General features: G+C 42.7%; 9 protein-coding genes and 2 pseudogenes. 5 read left to right on the top strand and 6 right to left on the bottom strand.

The genetic code is table 11. The annotated features are described in order from the left end of the window. The 5 genes and pseudogenes from NSTCB13_RS27635 to NSTCB13_RS27615 all read right to left on the bottom strand — a co-directional run bounded on the left by NSTCB13_RS27635 (position 1) and on the right by NSTCB13_RS27615 (position 9,807). A pseudogene (locus NSTCB13_RS27635) lies at positions 1-3,529 on the bottom strand (WD40 domain-containing protein). 295 nt (positions 3,530-3,824) lie between these two features. Continuing rightward, the gene (locus tag NSTCB13_RS27630; RefSeq protein WP_448274511.1) at positions 3,825-5,177 is read right to left on the bottom strand and encodes an efflux RND transporter periplasmic adaptor subunit; all 1,353 of its coding nucleotides are present in this window, start codon (positions 5,175-5,177) and stop codon (positions 3,825-3,827) included. A 301-nt stretch (positions 5,178-5,478) separates the two neighbouring features. Then, on the bottom strand, positions 5,479-5,655 hold the full coding sequence (locus NSTCB13_RS27625; protein WP_448274510.1) for a hypothetical protein: 177 nt from the start codon (positions 5,653-5,655) through the stop codon (positions 5,479-5,481). Between the two features lie 71 nt (positions 5,656-5,726). Next, positions 5,727-9,194: an efflux RND transporter permease subunit gene (locus NSTCB13_RS27620; protein ID WP_448274509.1), complete on the bottom strand. Its 3,468-nt coding sequence runs from the start codon at positions 9,192-9,194 to the stop codon at positions 5,727-5,729. 64 nt (positions 9,195-9,258) lie between these two features. After that, positions 9,259-9,807 carry a PadR family transcriptional regulator gene (locus tag NSTCB13_RS27615; RefSeq protein WP_445627156.1) on the bottom strand — a complete coding sequence of 183 codons (549 nt, stop codon included), beginning with the start codon at positions 9,805-9,807 and terminating at the stop codon, positions 9,259-9,261. A 788-nt stretch (positions 9,808-10,595) separates the two neighbouring features. On the opposite strand from NSTCB13_RS27615, the gene NSTCB13_RS27610 reads away from it, so the two are divergent. The 3 genes from NSTCB13_RS27610 (at position 10,596) to NSTCB13_RS27600 (ending at position 12,033) form a co-directional block, all read left to right on the top strand. After that, a complete protein-coding gene (locus NSTCB13_RS27610) occupies positions 10,596-10,835 on the top strand; it encodes a hypothetical protein (RefSeq protein WP_322693998.1) in 240 nt (79 codons plus the stop codon). 82 nt (positions 10,836-10,917) lie between these two features. Next, positions 10,918-11,142, top strand: coding sequence for a hypothetical protein (locus NSTCB13_RS27605; RefSeq protein ID WP_445627157.1), 225 nt, complete (start codon positions 10,918-10,920; stop codon positions 11,140-11,142). Positions 11,143-11,232: 90 nt separating this feature from the next. Next, entirely contained in the window at positions 11,233-12,033 is an 801-nt protein-coding gene (locus NSTCB13_RS27600) for a PD-(D/E)XK nuclease family protein (RefSeq protein ID WP_448274508.1), read from the top strand. 65 nt (positions 12,034-12,098) lie between these two features. On the opposite strand, the gene NSTCB13_RS27595 is transcribed toward NSTCB13_RS27600, so the two are convergent. Beyond that, positions 12,099-12,638, bottom strand: a complete 540-nt coding sequence (locus tag NSTCB13_RS27595; RefSeq protein ID WP_448265965.1) for a hypothetical protein — start codon at positions 12,636-12,638, stop codon at positions 12,099-12,101. A gap of 127 nt (positions 12,639-12,765) precedes the next feature. Between NSTCB13_RS27595 and NSTCB13_RS27590 the strand changes: the two genes are divergently transcribed. Both NSTCB13_RS27590 and NSTCB13_RS27585 read left to right on the top strand, forming a co-directional pair. Then, on the top strand, positions 12,766-13,407 hold the full coding sequence (locus NSTCB13_RS27590) for a GNAT family N-acetyltransferase (RefSeq protein WP_445627160.1): 642 nt from the start codon (positions 12,766-12,768) through the stop codon (positions 13,405-13,407). Between the two features lie 184 nt (positions 13,408-13,591). Beyond that, positions 13,592-15,620: pseudogene (locus NSTCB13_RS27585) on the top strand (amylo-alpha-1,6-glucosidase). Positions 15,621-15,744: the final 124 nt, after the last annotated feature.

Genomic DNA, 15,744 nt, shown 5'->3' with positions numbered 1-15,744 from the left:
TTATCTTTGCTCTGGATTTTCCACTGCCCCTAAAGCTTTGAGCGTCACTAACTGCGCTGCGGTTAGCCCTGTCACCCCGGTGATATTCATTCCTTCGTAAGGTCGTGGCGATCGCAGTGTTCTTACACACTCACCCGTCGATACATCCCAAAGCTTGATTGTTTCATCTTGGCTACCACAAATCAGGGTTTGCCCATCGGGACTAAAGGCAACTGACTTTACCCAATTAGCTCCCTGCAAAGTTTTCAGGCACTTGCCGTTATAGACATCCCATAATTTGATCGTTTGGTCTTCACTGGCACTAGCTAAAATTTGACCATCAGGACTAAAGGCAACTGACCAGATTCGATTAGTATGTTCTTGCAAAGTTGTCAAGCACTTGCCCATGAAAACATCCCATAACTTCACTGTTTGGTCATCACTGCCACTAGCTAAAGTCTGACCATCTGGGCTGAAAGTAAGCGATCTGATCCGATTGCTATGCCCCTCCAAAATATGGAGACATTCGCCTGTATAAATATCCCATAACCTGACTCTTTGGTTTTCACTGCCACTAGCTAAAGTTTGACCATCAGGACTAAAGGCAACCGATCTTACCCAACTGGTATGCCCTTTCAAGGTCTGGAGACATTTTCCGGTGTAGATATCCCATAATTTCACCGTTTGGTCGTCACTGCCGCTAGCTAAAATTTCACCATTGGGACTAAAAGCAACCGATCTAATTCGATTGGTATGTTCCTGCAATTTTTTCAGGCATTGTCCCGTCTGAACATCCCATAATTTAATTGTGTGCTTTTCACTGCCGCTAGCTAAAATTTCACCATCAGGACTGAAGGCAATCGACCGTACCCAACTGTTATGCCCCTCCAAAATTTTGAGAAACTTATCGTTACGGACATCCCATAATTTCACTGTTTGCTTTTCACTGCCACTAGCTAAAATTTGACCATCGGGACTGAAGGCAACTGACCTGACGCGATTGCTATGCCCCTGCAAGGTTGTCAATGACTTACCATCCTGGACATTCCATAACTTCACTGTTTGGTTTTCGCTACCACTAGCTAAAGTTTGACCATCGGGACTAAAAGCAACTGACCCTGACCCGATTGGTATGCCCCTGGAAGGTTTTCAGGCATTTACCATCACGAATATCCCATAACTTTACTGTTGGGTCGTCGCCACCGCTAGCTAAAGTTTGACCATCGGGACTGAAAGCAACCGACCAGACGCGATTGGTATGTCCCTGCAAGGTTTTCAGGCATTTACCATCACGAACATCCCATAATTTCACCGTTTGGTCGTCACTACCAGTAGCTAAAGTTTGACCATCGGGACTGAAAGCAACCGATCTTACCCAACTGCTATGTCCCTGGAAGGTTTTCAGGCATTTACCATCACGAACATCCCATAACTTCACTGTTTGCTTTTCACTGCAACTAGCTAAAGTTTGACCATCAGGACTGAAGGCAACTGACATAATTCGATTGGTATTCCCCTGCAAAGTTCTCAGACATTTGCCGATGTGGACATTCCATAACTTCACTGTTTGGTCTTCACTACCACTAGCTAAAGTTTGACCATCGGGACTAAAGGCAACCGATCTTACCCAATTGCTATGTCCGTGCAAGGTTTTCAGGCATTTACCATCACGAACATCCCATAATTTCACTGTTTGGTCATCACTGCCACTAGCCAAAGTTTGACCATCGGGACTGAAAGCAACTGATTTTACCCAACTGCTATGTCCAATACAGGTAAACAGTAGCTTTCCATCGTCAACTTGCCACAAATAAGTCTTGCCATCAGCATCACCCGTAGCCAAAAGTTTTCCATTGGGGCTAAATGCGACTGAGGAAACACTAACTAATGTTTCGGCAAAAACGCATTTAGCTAAATCGCTATTGGCAAAATTTACCCGATGCAAATTCACACCTTGTAAATATGCTTGCCAAATGGTCAGATTTGAAAAGTCATAGCCGCTAAAATCAGTTTGTAATTGACAAAGAATATTTAACAGATTTCCACCTGCATATCCTGCTGTTTGGGGAATTTGTCGCAGAGACAATAAAATTTGATATAGATGATGTTCAATATTTTTAGCATATCTAAAAATAGTTGATAACCTATCTATAATTGGTTTAATAATTAGGGTAATTTGAGTATTTCTAATATAATCTTTGGTCGTCGCTTCCATTAAAGCATGGCTGATAAATAATCTAATATTACGAGTGGTAATTTCGTCACAAACCTGTTCAATCAGTTGGTCGGTGATATATTCCATAACCACAGATTGAAGGGTGAAAAGTGCTGTTCTTTGTTCAATTAGCGATCGCCTCCGTAGAGATTCTAGCGCTTCCATCACTTCTCTTTTGGTCAAGGGACGCACAATATCATTGAGCAATTCGTCGAGAGAAACTAACTCGCGCTTGATTGCTAGCCAATAAATTATTTCTTTTTCGATCTCTGACAACCGCTCAAATTGCTGGTTTAGTAAATTTCGAGTGTCGCCAAAAATGATCTCTCCTTCAGCTAGAAAAGCAGCGAGATCACCACCAAATAGCTCCCGAATTGGCTCAGAAACTAGCTTTAACGCCAAAGGATTACCTGAATACTTTTCAACAAGTTTGGCCCATTCCTGTGGTGAGCCAAATAACTTTTTATCTTGGAGAATTTCTTGCCCTTCTGTTTCTCCTAAGCCAATTAACGATAATGTTCTAACTGGTGATGCTTCTCCCTCTAAAGGAGCAAATTCTTTTGGTTTTTCGCGAGATGTCAGCAGCAAACAGCTTTGATGTGGTTCTTCCCCTACCCGCCTAAGTAGTTGACCATAATCTTCGTATTCTTGTTTATATTGTCCGGCGCGATCGCCTGATTGTAAAATTGTCTCTGTGTTATCAAATACCACAAGACAACGATGCTCTCGTAAATAATTAATCAGCAGCGTTACTCTACCATCTACGCTTTCTGGCAAATTTGTTTCCCTCTCATCAGATAAAAACCCGATCAGGCTCGCCAACATCTCTGCAACGGGTGGCGCATTGCAAAGACTCCGCCAAATCAAATACTCAAAATTATCCTGAACTTCCTTTGCCAGTTTCACAGATAAAGCAGTTTTGCCGATTCCACCCATTCCCAATATTGCCACTAGTTGGCAGTTATCCTGAATGAGCCACTGTGTTAACTGAGACAATTCTGCGATGCGTCCGCGAAAAAAGCAGACACCAGGCGCTTCACCCCAATCTTGACGGTTTTGGGTAATGGATTTCTCAGCCTGTGAAGATGCTTGATATTCAGATTCTATAACTTGCTGTAACTTAGTGAGCTTACCCGGGCCGCTACCAGTAACATTAAATTTCTTATAAACTTCACTTAATCTTTTGCGTACTGCTTCGGCACTGATTGCCAATTTTTTCGCGATCGCATTTGGCGATTGTCCCTCAACAGCATATAAAAACACTTCGATCTCGCTGTTAGACAAGCACCGTTTTTCGGCTAAAGCCAAAAGAACGTTTTCGGAAATGACACTCATACTCACACAAAGACAGATTACAAACCAATGTTATCTCACATAGTGAGATAACATTACTGCTAATACAGCATCTTCTCAACATTTCGGGGTAAACATTTGCTGTGGGAATGCTTTCTTAGGCTTTGGCGTTTTTCTCTGACAAAGTGCGCGATCGCACGGATGAGTTTAGTGTACCTCACCTAAACAGTGCTGAGTGCTGAGTAACGAGTGCTGAGTTTAGGAGTTAGGAGTTAGGAGTTAAAAATTTATTATTCTCCCCCTGCCCCCTGCCCCCTGCCCCCAAATTTACGCCCACCTACTTAGTTTGTGCAACTGGCTGCACGCGCAAACCCTCTGTCTCATCAACCGTAGGAGTGGCAATCAGCGATTCATTTCCTGTCAGACCTGATGTAATTTCTACTTCAGTACCATAATCTCGCCCAACGGCAACTTTTTGATAATGCACTGTGTGGTCTTTGGTTACAGTTGCTACCTGCGTACCTCCGGCATTAACAACTAAGGCACTATCTGGCACGATAAAAGGAGGATTAGTGCGGTTAATGGCAAATTTGACATTGGCATACATCCCAGGCCGCAGCGTCGCGTCTGAATTGTGTACTTCTAATTGTGTCAGCAAAGTGCGAGTAGCTGGATCTATAGCGTTGCTAGTACGTACTACTTTACCCGTAAACACTCGTTGGGGTAACTCTCTGACTGTAATTTGTGCTGTTTGTCCAGTTTGAAGTGACTGTGATAAACTTTGTGGAACACTCACATTTACCTTTAGATTGTCATAAGCGGCAATAGTATAAAGGCTGCTATTGCTAGTGTTAGTGTTGCTGGTACTGTTACTGGTGTTGCCATTACCTGCTGAAATTAAAACACCTGTATTGACGTTACGTGCAGTAATCACTCCGGCAAAAGGAGCAGTGACTTTCTTATAAGACTGCAATACGGTATTACGCTGGAAGTTTGCTTGACTTGCGTAGGCGTTAGCTTGTGCTGCTTTGATGTTGGCAGAGTCAGAATTAACTGTGTTTTGTGCAGCCTCAACGCTGGCAAGATTAGCTTGATATGTAGCATATTTTGTATCTGCATCTTGTTGAGGTACTGCACCTTCTTTGACAAGAACTTGCCAGCGCTGCCAGCTTTGACGTGCGATCAATAAATTAGCGCGGGCTTGCTTCAAATCAGAAACACTTTTAGCTAAATTAGCACGAGTTTGAGATACATTGGCTTGTGCTTGCACTACCTCTGCCTTCGCTTGCAGAACTTGCTGATCGGTGTCTGGTGAATCAATCTCCGCCAACAACTGACCGGCTCGGACGCGATCGCCAATATCTGCGTACCACCGCCGTAAATACCCAGTACTGCGAGCGTAGATGGTCGTTTGATTCAGGGCTACAACACTGCCAGGTAATTCCAATTTGGTAGCACCAGTAGCGCGACGGGGAACGATCGTGTTCACTGAGGGTATAGTACTTGCTTCCTTGACTGCTGCTTGTAATTCTGACTTTTGGCTTAATCGGGGTAGAATACCTATCGCCAGTAAGCTAGCAAAAAAAACAGCACCAATTACAGCCCAACCAATACCACCGATGCCGCGTCTGTGTTTTTTAGAAGTCGTTTGTTGTTCAGAATCAGGAGATGGACGATGCTGAGAATCCATAGGTAAACTGTCCTATATTATCTTAATTTGCAGAAATTTAGCAGCTAGAGTCATTACCATTATTAGACTTCTTACAGAAGTGCCATTCGGGTAAAGGGGTAAAGGGGAAAGCAGCTTAGAGGATGTTTTAAAAGTGGTTGGCTGTAATTTTAGGCACTTGTTGATCCCCCCAACCCACCTTAAAAAGGGGGGCAAACTTTCTCAAAGTCCCCCTTTTTAAGGGGGATTTAGGGGGATCTAAAACGTTTTTATACCGACCAGAGGACGTTTAAAACATCTTCTTAGAAAAAACTCTTTTCCTTTAACCTTTTTCTTTTCTCCTACGGTGTACACACAAGTTTTTGACCTGCACCTTAATTGCATTGACTTGCACCTTAATTGCATTGACTTGCACCTTAATTGCATCGACTTGCACTTTAATTGCATCGACTTGCACCTTTGTTGCATTGACTTGCACCTTTGTTGCATCGACTTGCAAAAATTAATCTACCCTACGTTACGTAGTAACTTTCAAAGATTTATGTGTACACCGTAGCTCCTAAAATATGTCTATGACTTGCCTTGAGATGATGACAACGAATATGCTGTCTTTGAATCGGAGAAATTTAAATCGTCATCATCTTCATCGATAGGACGAGGTGGTTTACGCCGCATAATGCTGTATACAACAGGTACAAAGATCAGAGTCGCCACTGTTGCAGCTGACAAACCACCAATTACGGCGCGACCCAAGGGTGCATTCTGTTCGCCACCTTCACCAAGACCTAGAGACATTGGCACCATCCCGATCAGCATGGCTAAGGCAGTCATCAACACCGGACGCAACCTTGTATAACCTGCTGCTAGGGCTGCTTTATAAGCATTTTCTCCTTCTACACGTTGCTCATTCGCAAAAGTAATCATCAGAATACTGTTCGATGTCGCTACACCTATACTCATAATTGCACCCATTAACGAAGGGACGCTCAGGGTGGTACGGGTGACAAACAACATCCAAACGATCCCTGCTAAAGCACTTGGCAGCGCCATCATAATAATCAGGGGATCGAGCCAAGATTGAAAGTTCACTACCATTAAGCAGTAAACCAGTACAATTGCAAACACAAGTCCTAAACCAAGTCCCAGAAAGGAAGAGTTCATCGTTTGCACTTGCCCTCGGACATTAATCTGACTTCCCTTAGGCAATTTTTTCTGATAATCAGCGATGATTCGATTTACATCATTGGCAACCCCCCCCAGGTCGCGACCAGAGGCGTTAGCGTAGATATCAAAAACTGGCTGAATGTTGTAGTGATTCACTACTTGCATCACTGTGTCGCGTTTGACACTAGCCAAATTACCTAAAAGTTGGGGTGCAGTTTGACCGTTGCCAACTGGCGTATTTTTTAGGCTGTCAATAGAGTCAATTTTATACTGGGGAACTTGTACAGCCAGGGTGTAACTCACGCCTTTTTTGGGATCGAGCCATTGGTTGATTGCAGCTTGACCGCTTGAACTTAAGGAAGTGAGGACGCTATTAGCAACATCACGCTGGGTCATACCCAATTGTTGAGCCTCGGTGCGATCGACATCAAGACGTAATTTGGGAGCATCGACAACTTGCTGGAGATGTACATCTACAGCCCCAGGAATGCGCGTCATTCGAGCGGCGATTTGTTGGGCAATTTCAAAGTTGGCTTTTGAGTTTTTCAGAGGCCCAGATATTTGCACGTCAACAGCAGCAGGCAAACCGAAATTGAGAATTTGAGTCACAATATCAGCCGGCTCAAAAAAGAAGGTGTAGCTGGGAAATGTCGCTTTCAATTTCTGGCGGAGTTCCTTGATGTAAGAAAAAGTTTCACCAGATTCTTTTAGGGAAACAAGAATATCAGCATCAGCCTGCCCAATTGTCGCGCCGTTGTAGCCATAAGTAAGGTTAATGCCACTGGTGGGTAAGCCGATGTTATCCAGAATCAGAGCGAGATTATCCTTCGGTACAGTTTGGCGGATAACGCCTTCAACTCGGCTAACAATTTTTTCTGTCTCTTCTAAACGAGTACCAGGTAAGGCTCGAACATGGAGGCTAAATTGACCGCCATCGACTTCCGGGAAAAAGTCTTGACCGACAAACGGCAATAAAACTCCGGCACTGACGATAAATGCACCAAACAACACAAAAACTATGCGGCGGTGATTTAATGCTGAGGTCAGGACACCAAAGTACCAACTGCGAAATTTATCAAATTGTCGGTTAAATTTTTCGTGTAACCGCCATATCCAATCTTTCTTCACAGATTTGGCAGTTGTCGTTGCTGCTTCTTCTGTTTGCTGGTGGTTATCATGACCATTATTGTTTTGGACTGGCGAATGGGTGTGGCGATCGCGACGATCGTGGATTTCGACTAGCGAATGGCTGTGGCGATCGCCGTGACCATTATTATTTTGAATTGGCGAATGAGTATGGCGATCGCCGTGACCATTATTATTTTGAACTGGCGAATTTTGATGATGGTTGTCGCTATGACCATTATGATCCTCGCTTTCTCTATGCCAGTCTACTTCGGCTGGTAAAAGATAGCTTGCCATTGTCGGTACTACAGTCCGAGATAGCACATAGGAAGCAAGCATCCCAAATACTACCGCCATCGCTAGGGGGACAAATAAGTACTTTGCTACTCCACTGAGAAACACGACCGGCACAAAGACAATACAAATACATAATGTTGCTACAAGCGCTGGAGTAGCGATTTGCTGCGCCCCATCTAAAATTGCTCGCTTGATGGGTTTACCTTGTCCGAGATTTCGGTGGATATTTTCAATTTCGACTGTGGCATCATCTACCAAAATACCAACAGCTAAGGACAATCCACCTAAAGTCATGATGTTGAAAGTTTGTCCCAAACGACTCATCACAATAATTGAAACTAGCATCGAGAGGGGAATCGATACGGCTACAATTACCGTGCTGCGCCAACTTCCCAGGAAAATCAAAATCATCAGCGCAGTGAGACAGGCTGCAATCAATCCTTCTTTAAGAACGCCTTGAATAGAAGCTTTCACAAATATAGATTGATCGAACAAAAATGATAAATTCAGTTCTGGAGGCAAGGTGGATTGGATGCGAGGCAAAGTTTTTTTGACTCGCTCGATCACATCAATCGTCGAAGCATTGCCACTCTTGAGGATACTAAGTAAGCTCGATCGCCTGCCATTCTGACGTACAATGTTCGATTGCACGCCAAAGCCATCTCTTACCTGGGCGACATCACGAATGGAAATGACAGTACCATTAACTTGCTTAATTGGCAAGTCGTTGAGGGCTGCCACCACATCTGGACTATTGTTGATTTGTACGGCGAAGTCGCGATCGCCTATTTTCATATCCCCTGCCGGCAAAACCAGGTTTTGGGCACTGACAGCATTAGTCACGTCTTGGGCAGAAATGCCATTAGCCAACATCGCTTGGGGATCGATATCAACCATAATTTGCCGAGGTTTACCACCATAAGGTAGGGGTACACTCGCGCCTTGCACTGTGGCTAATTGGGTGCGGACGAAGTTGGTAGCATAGTCGAAAAGTGCTTCTTCCGGCAAGGTTTTGCTACTGACACTCATCTGAATAATCGGCACCGAAGAAGCGTTGTATTGAATGATGAATGGCGGTGTAATCCCAGGTGGCAAAGGGCGGAGAATTGTTTGGCTGACAGAGGTAATTTGAGCGACTGCTGAGGCGATATTAGCGTTGGGTTGGAAAAAAACCTTGACGACGCTAACACCACTTAAAGATTGAGACTCAATGTGTTCGATGTCACCAACGGTTGTGGTCATAGCGCGTTCGCTAATGGTGACGATTCGCTGTGCCATTTCCTCAGATGTAGTTCCCGTGTAAGTCCAAACTACGCTGACAACCGGAATGTTAATTGCGGGAAAAATGTCAACTGGTGTACTAAATATCGTCACTGCACCCAGGATCGCAATCATCAAAGCGGCGATCGCGAATGTATACGGAAGACGTAAAGCAATTTTGACGATCCACATAGTTAGTTAGGATACTTCAAAAGTTTTTTGTGTTAAAGCTGTTTTACTCATCACTCATCACTCATTACTCAGCACTCTTGATTGAGGTTGGCGTTTGAGCTAATTGCAGTTGTTCTATTTTGAGTTGCTCAACTAGCCACTCAATTTCTGATTTGATGACTTCAACCGCACGCCTTCGTACTTTCCTTTGATATAAATCATCAGTAACTTCTAGTGCTTTTTTCTCTGCAAGGCGTAACTGACATGACATCAATCGATGTTCGATTAACTGGACTCGTTCTTCGGGTAATAAATAGCTAAAGAAAAAAAATTTGATTAGAAATCGCGATCGCGCATTTACCCAGCTTTCATGAGGATATGCCAACATCTCTTCATACCAAGTGTTTTTGCCGAGGGGTGTAATCTCATATACCTTTGCACAATGTCCACCTTCTTCTCCTTGTTCTGCACATAAAATCACTTCACCTTGTTCTTCCATGCGCTTCAAAAGAGGATAAATCGCGCCATAGTTGACACAAATACTGCAACTCATAAACATCTCTAGTTGCTGTTTGAGCCGATAACCGTTTAATGGTTCTCGCTGTAATAAACCTAATACTGCCAACTTCAGCATTTTGATATATCAATTTGATATGTCGATCAACAATATCAAATTGAGCTTTTTTAGCCAAGTACCCAAGGTTCAATTGTCAGGATTCTCTGTGATCCCGTAAAGGCCAAGCCGCATAAGTTACCTGTGGGCTAGTTACAAGCGAGTGAGATGCCCACCTCACAATAGGTAGTTGAGTATTTTTTTATTTGAAAGTCCCTTAGTGCTAAAAGTGAGGATTCATTTGGAGACTACAGCCGGATTTGTAGTATCTTATGCTATTTAAATAATTTTCTCTACAGTTTATCTTGACTCTAGTAACTAAGTTACTAAAGTTTAATAACTTAGTAACTTTGTTACTTGACCTAACAACTAAACTAAGTTACTTTATAGTTAGCAGTAGAAACCACGGTAACTTAATAAGGTTAAGGGTGAATTAAAAGAAACTTAGTGAGTCGAAGAGAAAGGCAAAGGCTGGAACTGCAAATTCTGAAAAAGGCAATTTGTATACAAATTACCTGGAGGAATTTCAAGGGTTCAATGTGCGTAGTACACCTTCTATGCAACTACGCGCATTGAGCGCCTAATTTTTGATATCCAGATTGCCCTGAAAATTCATCAAAGAGCTTAATTTTTCATAATCTGCAAATATCAAGACCACCTTTATTGGTATTCCCACTCCACTCAGGAGTAGGACTTTTGTGTACCTCAACTTGGTGGGAGCAAAACTGTGGAAATTCACTGTTTCTTTAGTGTGGTCGGGGGAGCGCGAACTGCTACCTAGATTCAACTTTCAAAACAGGAAAAAAACTATGAAACCCAGTCTCAAAGATAACGATAATCTGTTGTTCAGGTGGTTCTGTATAGGACTGAAATATTTTCTGCTGGGGCTGCTGGGGCTGGGAATAGCCTTTGTTGTGTCTCACACTTTTGGGGCAAATGCGATAGTTGGGATGCTTTTATCTGCAAGTCTACGGTCATGGGTTGCCAAGATAGCGATTTTTCTAGTCTGTCTATTTGCGATCGCCATGATCTTCGAGTCTTGGGGTTAAGGCTCATACTGACCATAAATAGCCTTTAGCTGAGTGAAGATCGGCCAAAGGCTTCGTAATCTTTTCACTTGGAGATTATATCATGCCTAATAACAACGGCTCTGGAGTAGAAACACTTTCGCCACTTTTAATTATTTTAGTGGCAGGGTCAATTTCTTTGGCGATCGTTAACAAAGCTAATCACCCAGCATATTTTGACATAGTTAAAATAGCTATAGCCTACAGCTTTGGCTCAATCAAGTCCCAAGGAAAAAGTAAACATTCCGATGCTCCCCACGATGAGGTAAATCGAGACGAGTTGAAATAGCAGATGTAAAGGCAGTAAAAAATACCTGTTTTTTACAGATAGTCTGCCAAAGGTGAGTTGCGGATTATAATTTACTTTTAAAATAGAAGAATGCTGTCAACTCCCACTCAACTATTGCGACTCTCTCAAGGACAACTTAACTTACTAGAAGCTTGTCCGCGTAAATTTCAACATACCTATCTCGAAAAACTTAATTCTCCCTCAAATCCAGAACAAGAAGAACGGCAAACTTTGGGTAGTCGTTTTCACTTGCTAATGCAGCAGCGAGAAATGGGTTTGCCAATTAATAGTTTCCTGGAAGCAGATGCTCAACTGCAAAGCTGGATGCTAGGTTTTGCTGATGCAGCACCAGAAATTTTAACGGCTGCATCTGATAATCAAACTTTCCGTGAAAGCGAACACTACCGGACTCTGCAAGTTCAGGATTATTTGCTCACAGTTATCTATGATTTATTGATTGCAGATAACCAACAAGCGCAAATTCTCGACTGGAAAACTTATCCTAAACCACCCAATAAACGCAAGTTAGAATCCAACTGGCAAACACGGCTTTATATGTATGTCTTGGCAGAAACTAGCGACTATTTGCCAGAAAAGATTTCTATGACTTATTGGTTTGTCCAATCTGAGGGCAAACCGCAAAATATTAAATTTAATTACAGTACTGCTCAACACGCACAAATAGGAAAGAAACTTAATCAACTATTAAGTCAGTTAACTCATTGGCTGGAAAATTATCAAAATAACCAGCAGTTTCCCCAAGTGGTGGAGGGTAGCAAAAACTGTGATTATTGTCAGTTTGCCAAACGTTGCGATCGCAAACAAGTAACTGAAGAAGCAATAAAAGACTCATTGCCAAATTTTGACAGTATTCAAGAAGTCTCACTTTGATTTGATCCGCAAGATTTTGTTGTTGCTAAAACAGATTCCTTATATCTGTAGAGTCTTGTGGAAAATCAAAAAGTAATGTAAAGCCCTTTTTTTGACTCTAAAGCATTTGAAAGCATTTTTATTAAAAGAGCTAGATTCGGTAAATGCTCTTTTTTTTCATTCAATAACCAATTAAGCAATTCAAAGTTATTCTTCACTTGCTCAAGAGATTGAAAATACGATCCTATTTGGCCAGGGTTAAAATAGTTTCCAGGAATGCCGAAATTTTTACCTAATAAGGGAGACGTATCTTTATCCAGTTCATTGAGTAGCATATCATAGAGAGGCAACCAATCATAGCCAAGTCCTATATCACATTGAGGATTATAATACTTGGTAATTGCAAAATCACCATACTGGCTTATATCTTCTGTATCGAGCATTTCTTTCCATGAATAATCTAAAGGTTCGCCTTCATCAGGATTTTTAAGGTATGAAAAGTTATTTTCAATAAAAGTGATTAATTCGTTTCTTTGGTTAATAACAAGTGCATTTTCTAAAATCTCAGCTAATTCTTGAATAAACGCATCGTAATCAAAGACAAATGCTTTATGCTCCATTGACATTTTTTAAAATTCCTTGTCGCCAAAATTTAACATAGTGGTGTTAGCTCACAAAATAAATCTTTTGAAATAGTTGAGAACGCTAAAATTCCGCAATCATCTATGAAAATAAATCACAACTTCTAAATTTATGTCAACTTTTGATGAAACTGAAGCAATTTATGTACGTGAATTAGGAATTGATGACATTGCTCCCGTTTATCACTTGGGAGAAGGGTTATTTACCAGCGATTTATATCCTTATTTATACCGCACCTGGGATGAATGGGAAGTGATTGGACTTTATAACACCGATCCAGAATACTGTCTTGTGGCTGAAACAGACGGGGAACTAGCAGGATTCGTTTTGGGAACTATCATCACCAAAGCATCCTGGACTTATGGATATATTTTATGGCTGGGAGTTAGTCCGAAGTATCAGCGTCGGGGAGTTGCAGACAAGTTGGTTGATAAAGTTGTTGCCCGGATGATTGAAGATGGGGCGCGGTTTATGCTGGTAGATACTGACCCCACCAATACTTCAGCATTAAAGTTTTTTAACCGCAAAGGTTTTGGTAATATCCGCCAGCATATTTTCTTGTCGATGAATTTAAGCAAGCATGAATATTATGGCAGATTGATTGATTACGAACACCAAAAAGCTGAAAGAGCAGGTTATAGGCGATCTCGTCCAGCAATTCGTGCCCGTAAAGCTGATAGTGTAGCGAATGAAGTCGTCCTCAATCCTCTAGTAAATGAATCTTCAATAACTGAGGATCAATCCCCAATCTAATAAAACTTAGGAGTAGCCTTTTAATTTGGGTAAAATTTTTGGACAATAATTCCTCTTTTTTCCGTGTTCTCTGCGCCTCTGTAATTCAATAAATGACTTTTAAACCGTAGACGCATAGAAAACGCAGAGAGAAAAGCATGATGGCGATTGTGAATTTTGAATTTAGAGCAAAATGGTGTGACTTATGTGTATAGAATTTGGGCGGGAAATTTGCGGTAATCTTGACATTGCAGAATCGCGGGAATGGTTAGTTACTAACGGTATTGGTGGTTACGCCTCTGGGACTGTGGCTGGTTTATTGACTCGCCGCTATCACGGACTATTGGTAGCAGCATTGAAACCACCTCTGGGTCGCACTTTAATGCTGACAAAACTAGATGAAACTGTATTGTATGATAACCGCTCATATTCTCTACACACCAATCGTTGGGCAGATGGTATTGTCAGTCCGCACGGTTATCAGCATATTGAACGTTTTTCTCTGGAAGGTACAATTACTGTATGGCGTTTTGCGATAGCCGATGCCTTATTAGAAAAACGGGTGTGGATGCAACAAGGCCAGAACACAACTTATGTCCAGTATACTTTGCGTCGTGCCACTCAACCTCTAAAGTTGACGCTCAAAGCAATAGTTAACTACCGCGATTATCACAGCGACACTCAAAGTAATGGTTGGCAGATGTCTGTTGAGGAGGTGGAACAGGGGATTTGTGTAACTGCTTATCCGGGTGCTGTACCACTATATCTACTGAGTGATTCACCTAAAGGCGATGCCTACGGCGGCAAGCTACGCAGCATTTCACGTGTTAGTACATCTGTTGTTCATAATTGGTATCATGGCTTTGACTTAGCAGTTGAACGCTATCGGGGATTGAGAGATCGAGAAGACCACCTCCACGCCGCCACTTTTGAAGTTACACTCAATCCTGGGGAAGCGATGGCATTTGTAGCCAGCACAGAAAAACAACCAAATCTCAATGGTGAAGCGGCACTAAAGTTACGTCGCGCTCAAGAGCAGAAGTTAACAGGATTTTGGAAAACTAATCGACCCCTCAAAACTAAGGAATCACCTAGTTGGATCGACCACCTAGTATTAGCTGCTGACCAATTTATTGTCGATCGCTCATTGCCAGAAGACCCCCTACGGCAAAACCATCATCGCTGGTTATCACTGGTTTAGCGACTGGGGACGCGACACCATGATTAGTCTACCTGGTTTGACAATTTCCACTGGTCGTCCGGAGGTAGCACGCTCAATTCTTCGCACCTTTGCTAGATACGTAGACCAGGGAATGTTACCTAATCGCTTTCCCGATGCGGGCGAGCAACCAGAATATAATACAGTCGATGCCACTCTTTGGTACTTTGAAGCAGTCCGCGCTTACTACAGCGCTACGGACGATGATACTTTGCTTGGTGAACTTTTTCCTATACTTGCAGACATCATTGATTGGCACTGTCGCGGTACACGCTACAATATTCATCTCGATGCCGCCGATGGCTTACTTTATGCAGGCGTTGCAGGCGTACAACTGACCTGGATGGATGCCAAAGTTGACGATTGGGTAGTTACGCCCCGAATTGGCAAACCGATTGAAGTTAATGCCCTTTGGTATAATGCTCTACGGACAATGGCAAAGTTTGCCCGTCAGCTTGGTAAACCACACCAAGAATATGAAGCAATGGCAGAGCGGGCAAAGTATAGATTTTCTCGCTTCTGGAATGAAGAGACGAGTTATTGCTATGACGTTTTAGACAGTCCTGATGGTGATGATGGGTTGTTACGTCCTAACCAAATATTTGCTGTGTCATTACCAGAAAGTGCGCTCACACCTACCCAGCAGAAGGGTGTGGTCGAAGCTTGCGGGCGATCGCTGCTGACTTCTTATGGGTTGCGATCGCTTTCCCCCGATCGTCCTCAATTTCAGGGTAAATACGGTGGCAATCAGTATCAACGTGATGGAGCTTACCATCAGGGAACCGTCTGGGGTTGGTTGTTGGGGCCATTCGTCTTAGCACACTTGCGCGTCTACAAAAATCCTGAGCAGGCTCGTCAATTTTTGGAACCAATGGCTAATCATCTCACTGCACACGGTGTTGGCAGTCTCAGCGAAATTTTTGATGGTGATGCTCCGATGACTCCACGGGGATGTATTGCCCAAGCATGGACAGTAGCAGAGGTTTTGCGTGCTTGGTTGGCGACAATGAGTTGATAGGCCGAACTGTGGTGTCTCTACAAAGTCGATTTTGTCAAGAATTTTTAAGAAATTAACATCCTTCAGAAAAGGAAAGACGTAATGCTGAAGTAATCCTCAAAAGTTTATAGACACGCCTTAG

The organism is Nostoc sp. DSM 114160 (assembly GCF_053470305.1).
The sequence above is the reverse complement of the archived record's forward strand: the minus strand, read 5'-3'. Positions and strand labels throughout refer to the sequence as shown.

Bases quoted from the DNA above. Each gene is read 5' to 3' on its own strand.
- NSTCB13_RS27595 (WP_448265965.1), bottom strand. From the start codon at position 12,638: ATGTCAATGGAGCATAAAGCATTTGTCTTTGATTACGATGCGTTTATT.
- NSTCB13_RS27630 (WP_448274511.1), bottom strand. From the start codon at position 5,177: ATGGATTCTCAGCATCGTCCATCTCCTGATTCTGAACAACAAACGACT.
- NSTCB13_RS27615 (WP_445627156.1), bottom strand. From the start codon at position 9,807: ATGCTGAAGTTGGCAGTATTAGGTTTATTACAGCGAGAACCATTAAAC.
- NSTCB13_RS27605 (WP_445627157.1), top strand. From the start codon at position 10,918: ATGCCTAATAACAACGGCTCTGGAGTAGAAACACTTTCGCCACTTTTA.
- NSTCB13_RS27600 (WP_448274508.1), top strand. From the start codon at position 11,233: ATGCTGTCAACTCCCACTCAACTATTGCGACTCTCTCAAGGACAACTT.
- NSTCB13_RS27590 (WP_445627160.1), top strand. From the start codon at position 12,766: ATGTCAACTTTTGATGAAACTGAAGCAATTTATGTACGTGAATTAGGA.
- NSTCB13_RS27620 (WP_448274509.1), bottom strand. From the start codon at position 9,194: ATGTGGATCGTCAAAATTGCTTTACGTCTTCCGTATACATTCGCGATC.
- NSTCB13_RS27610 (WP_322693998.1), top strand. From the start codon at position 10,596: ATGAAACCCAGTCTCAAAGATAACGATAATCTGTTGTTCAGGTGGTTC.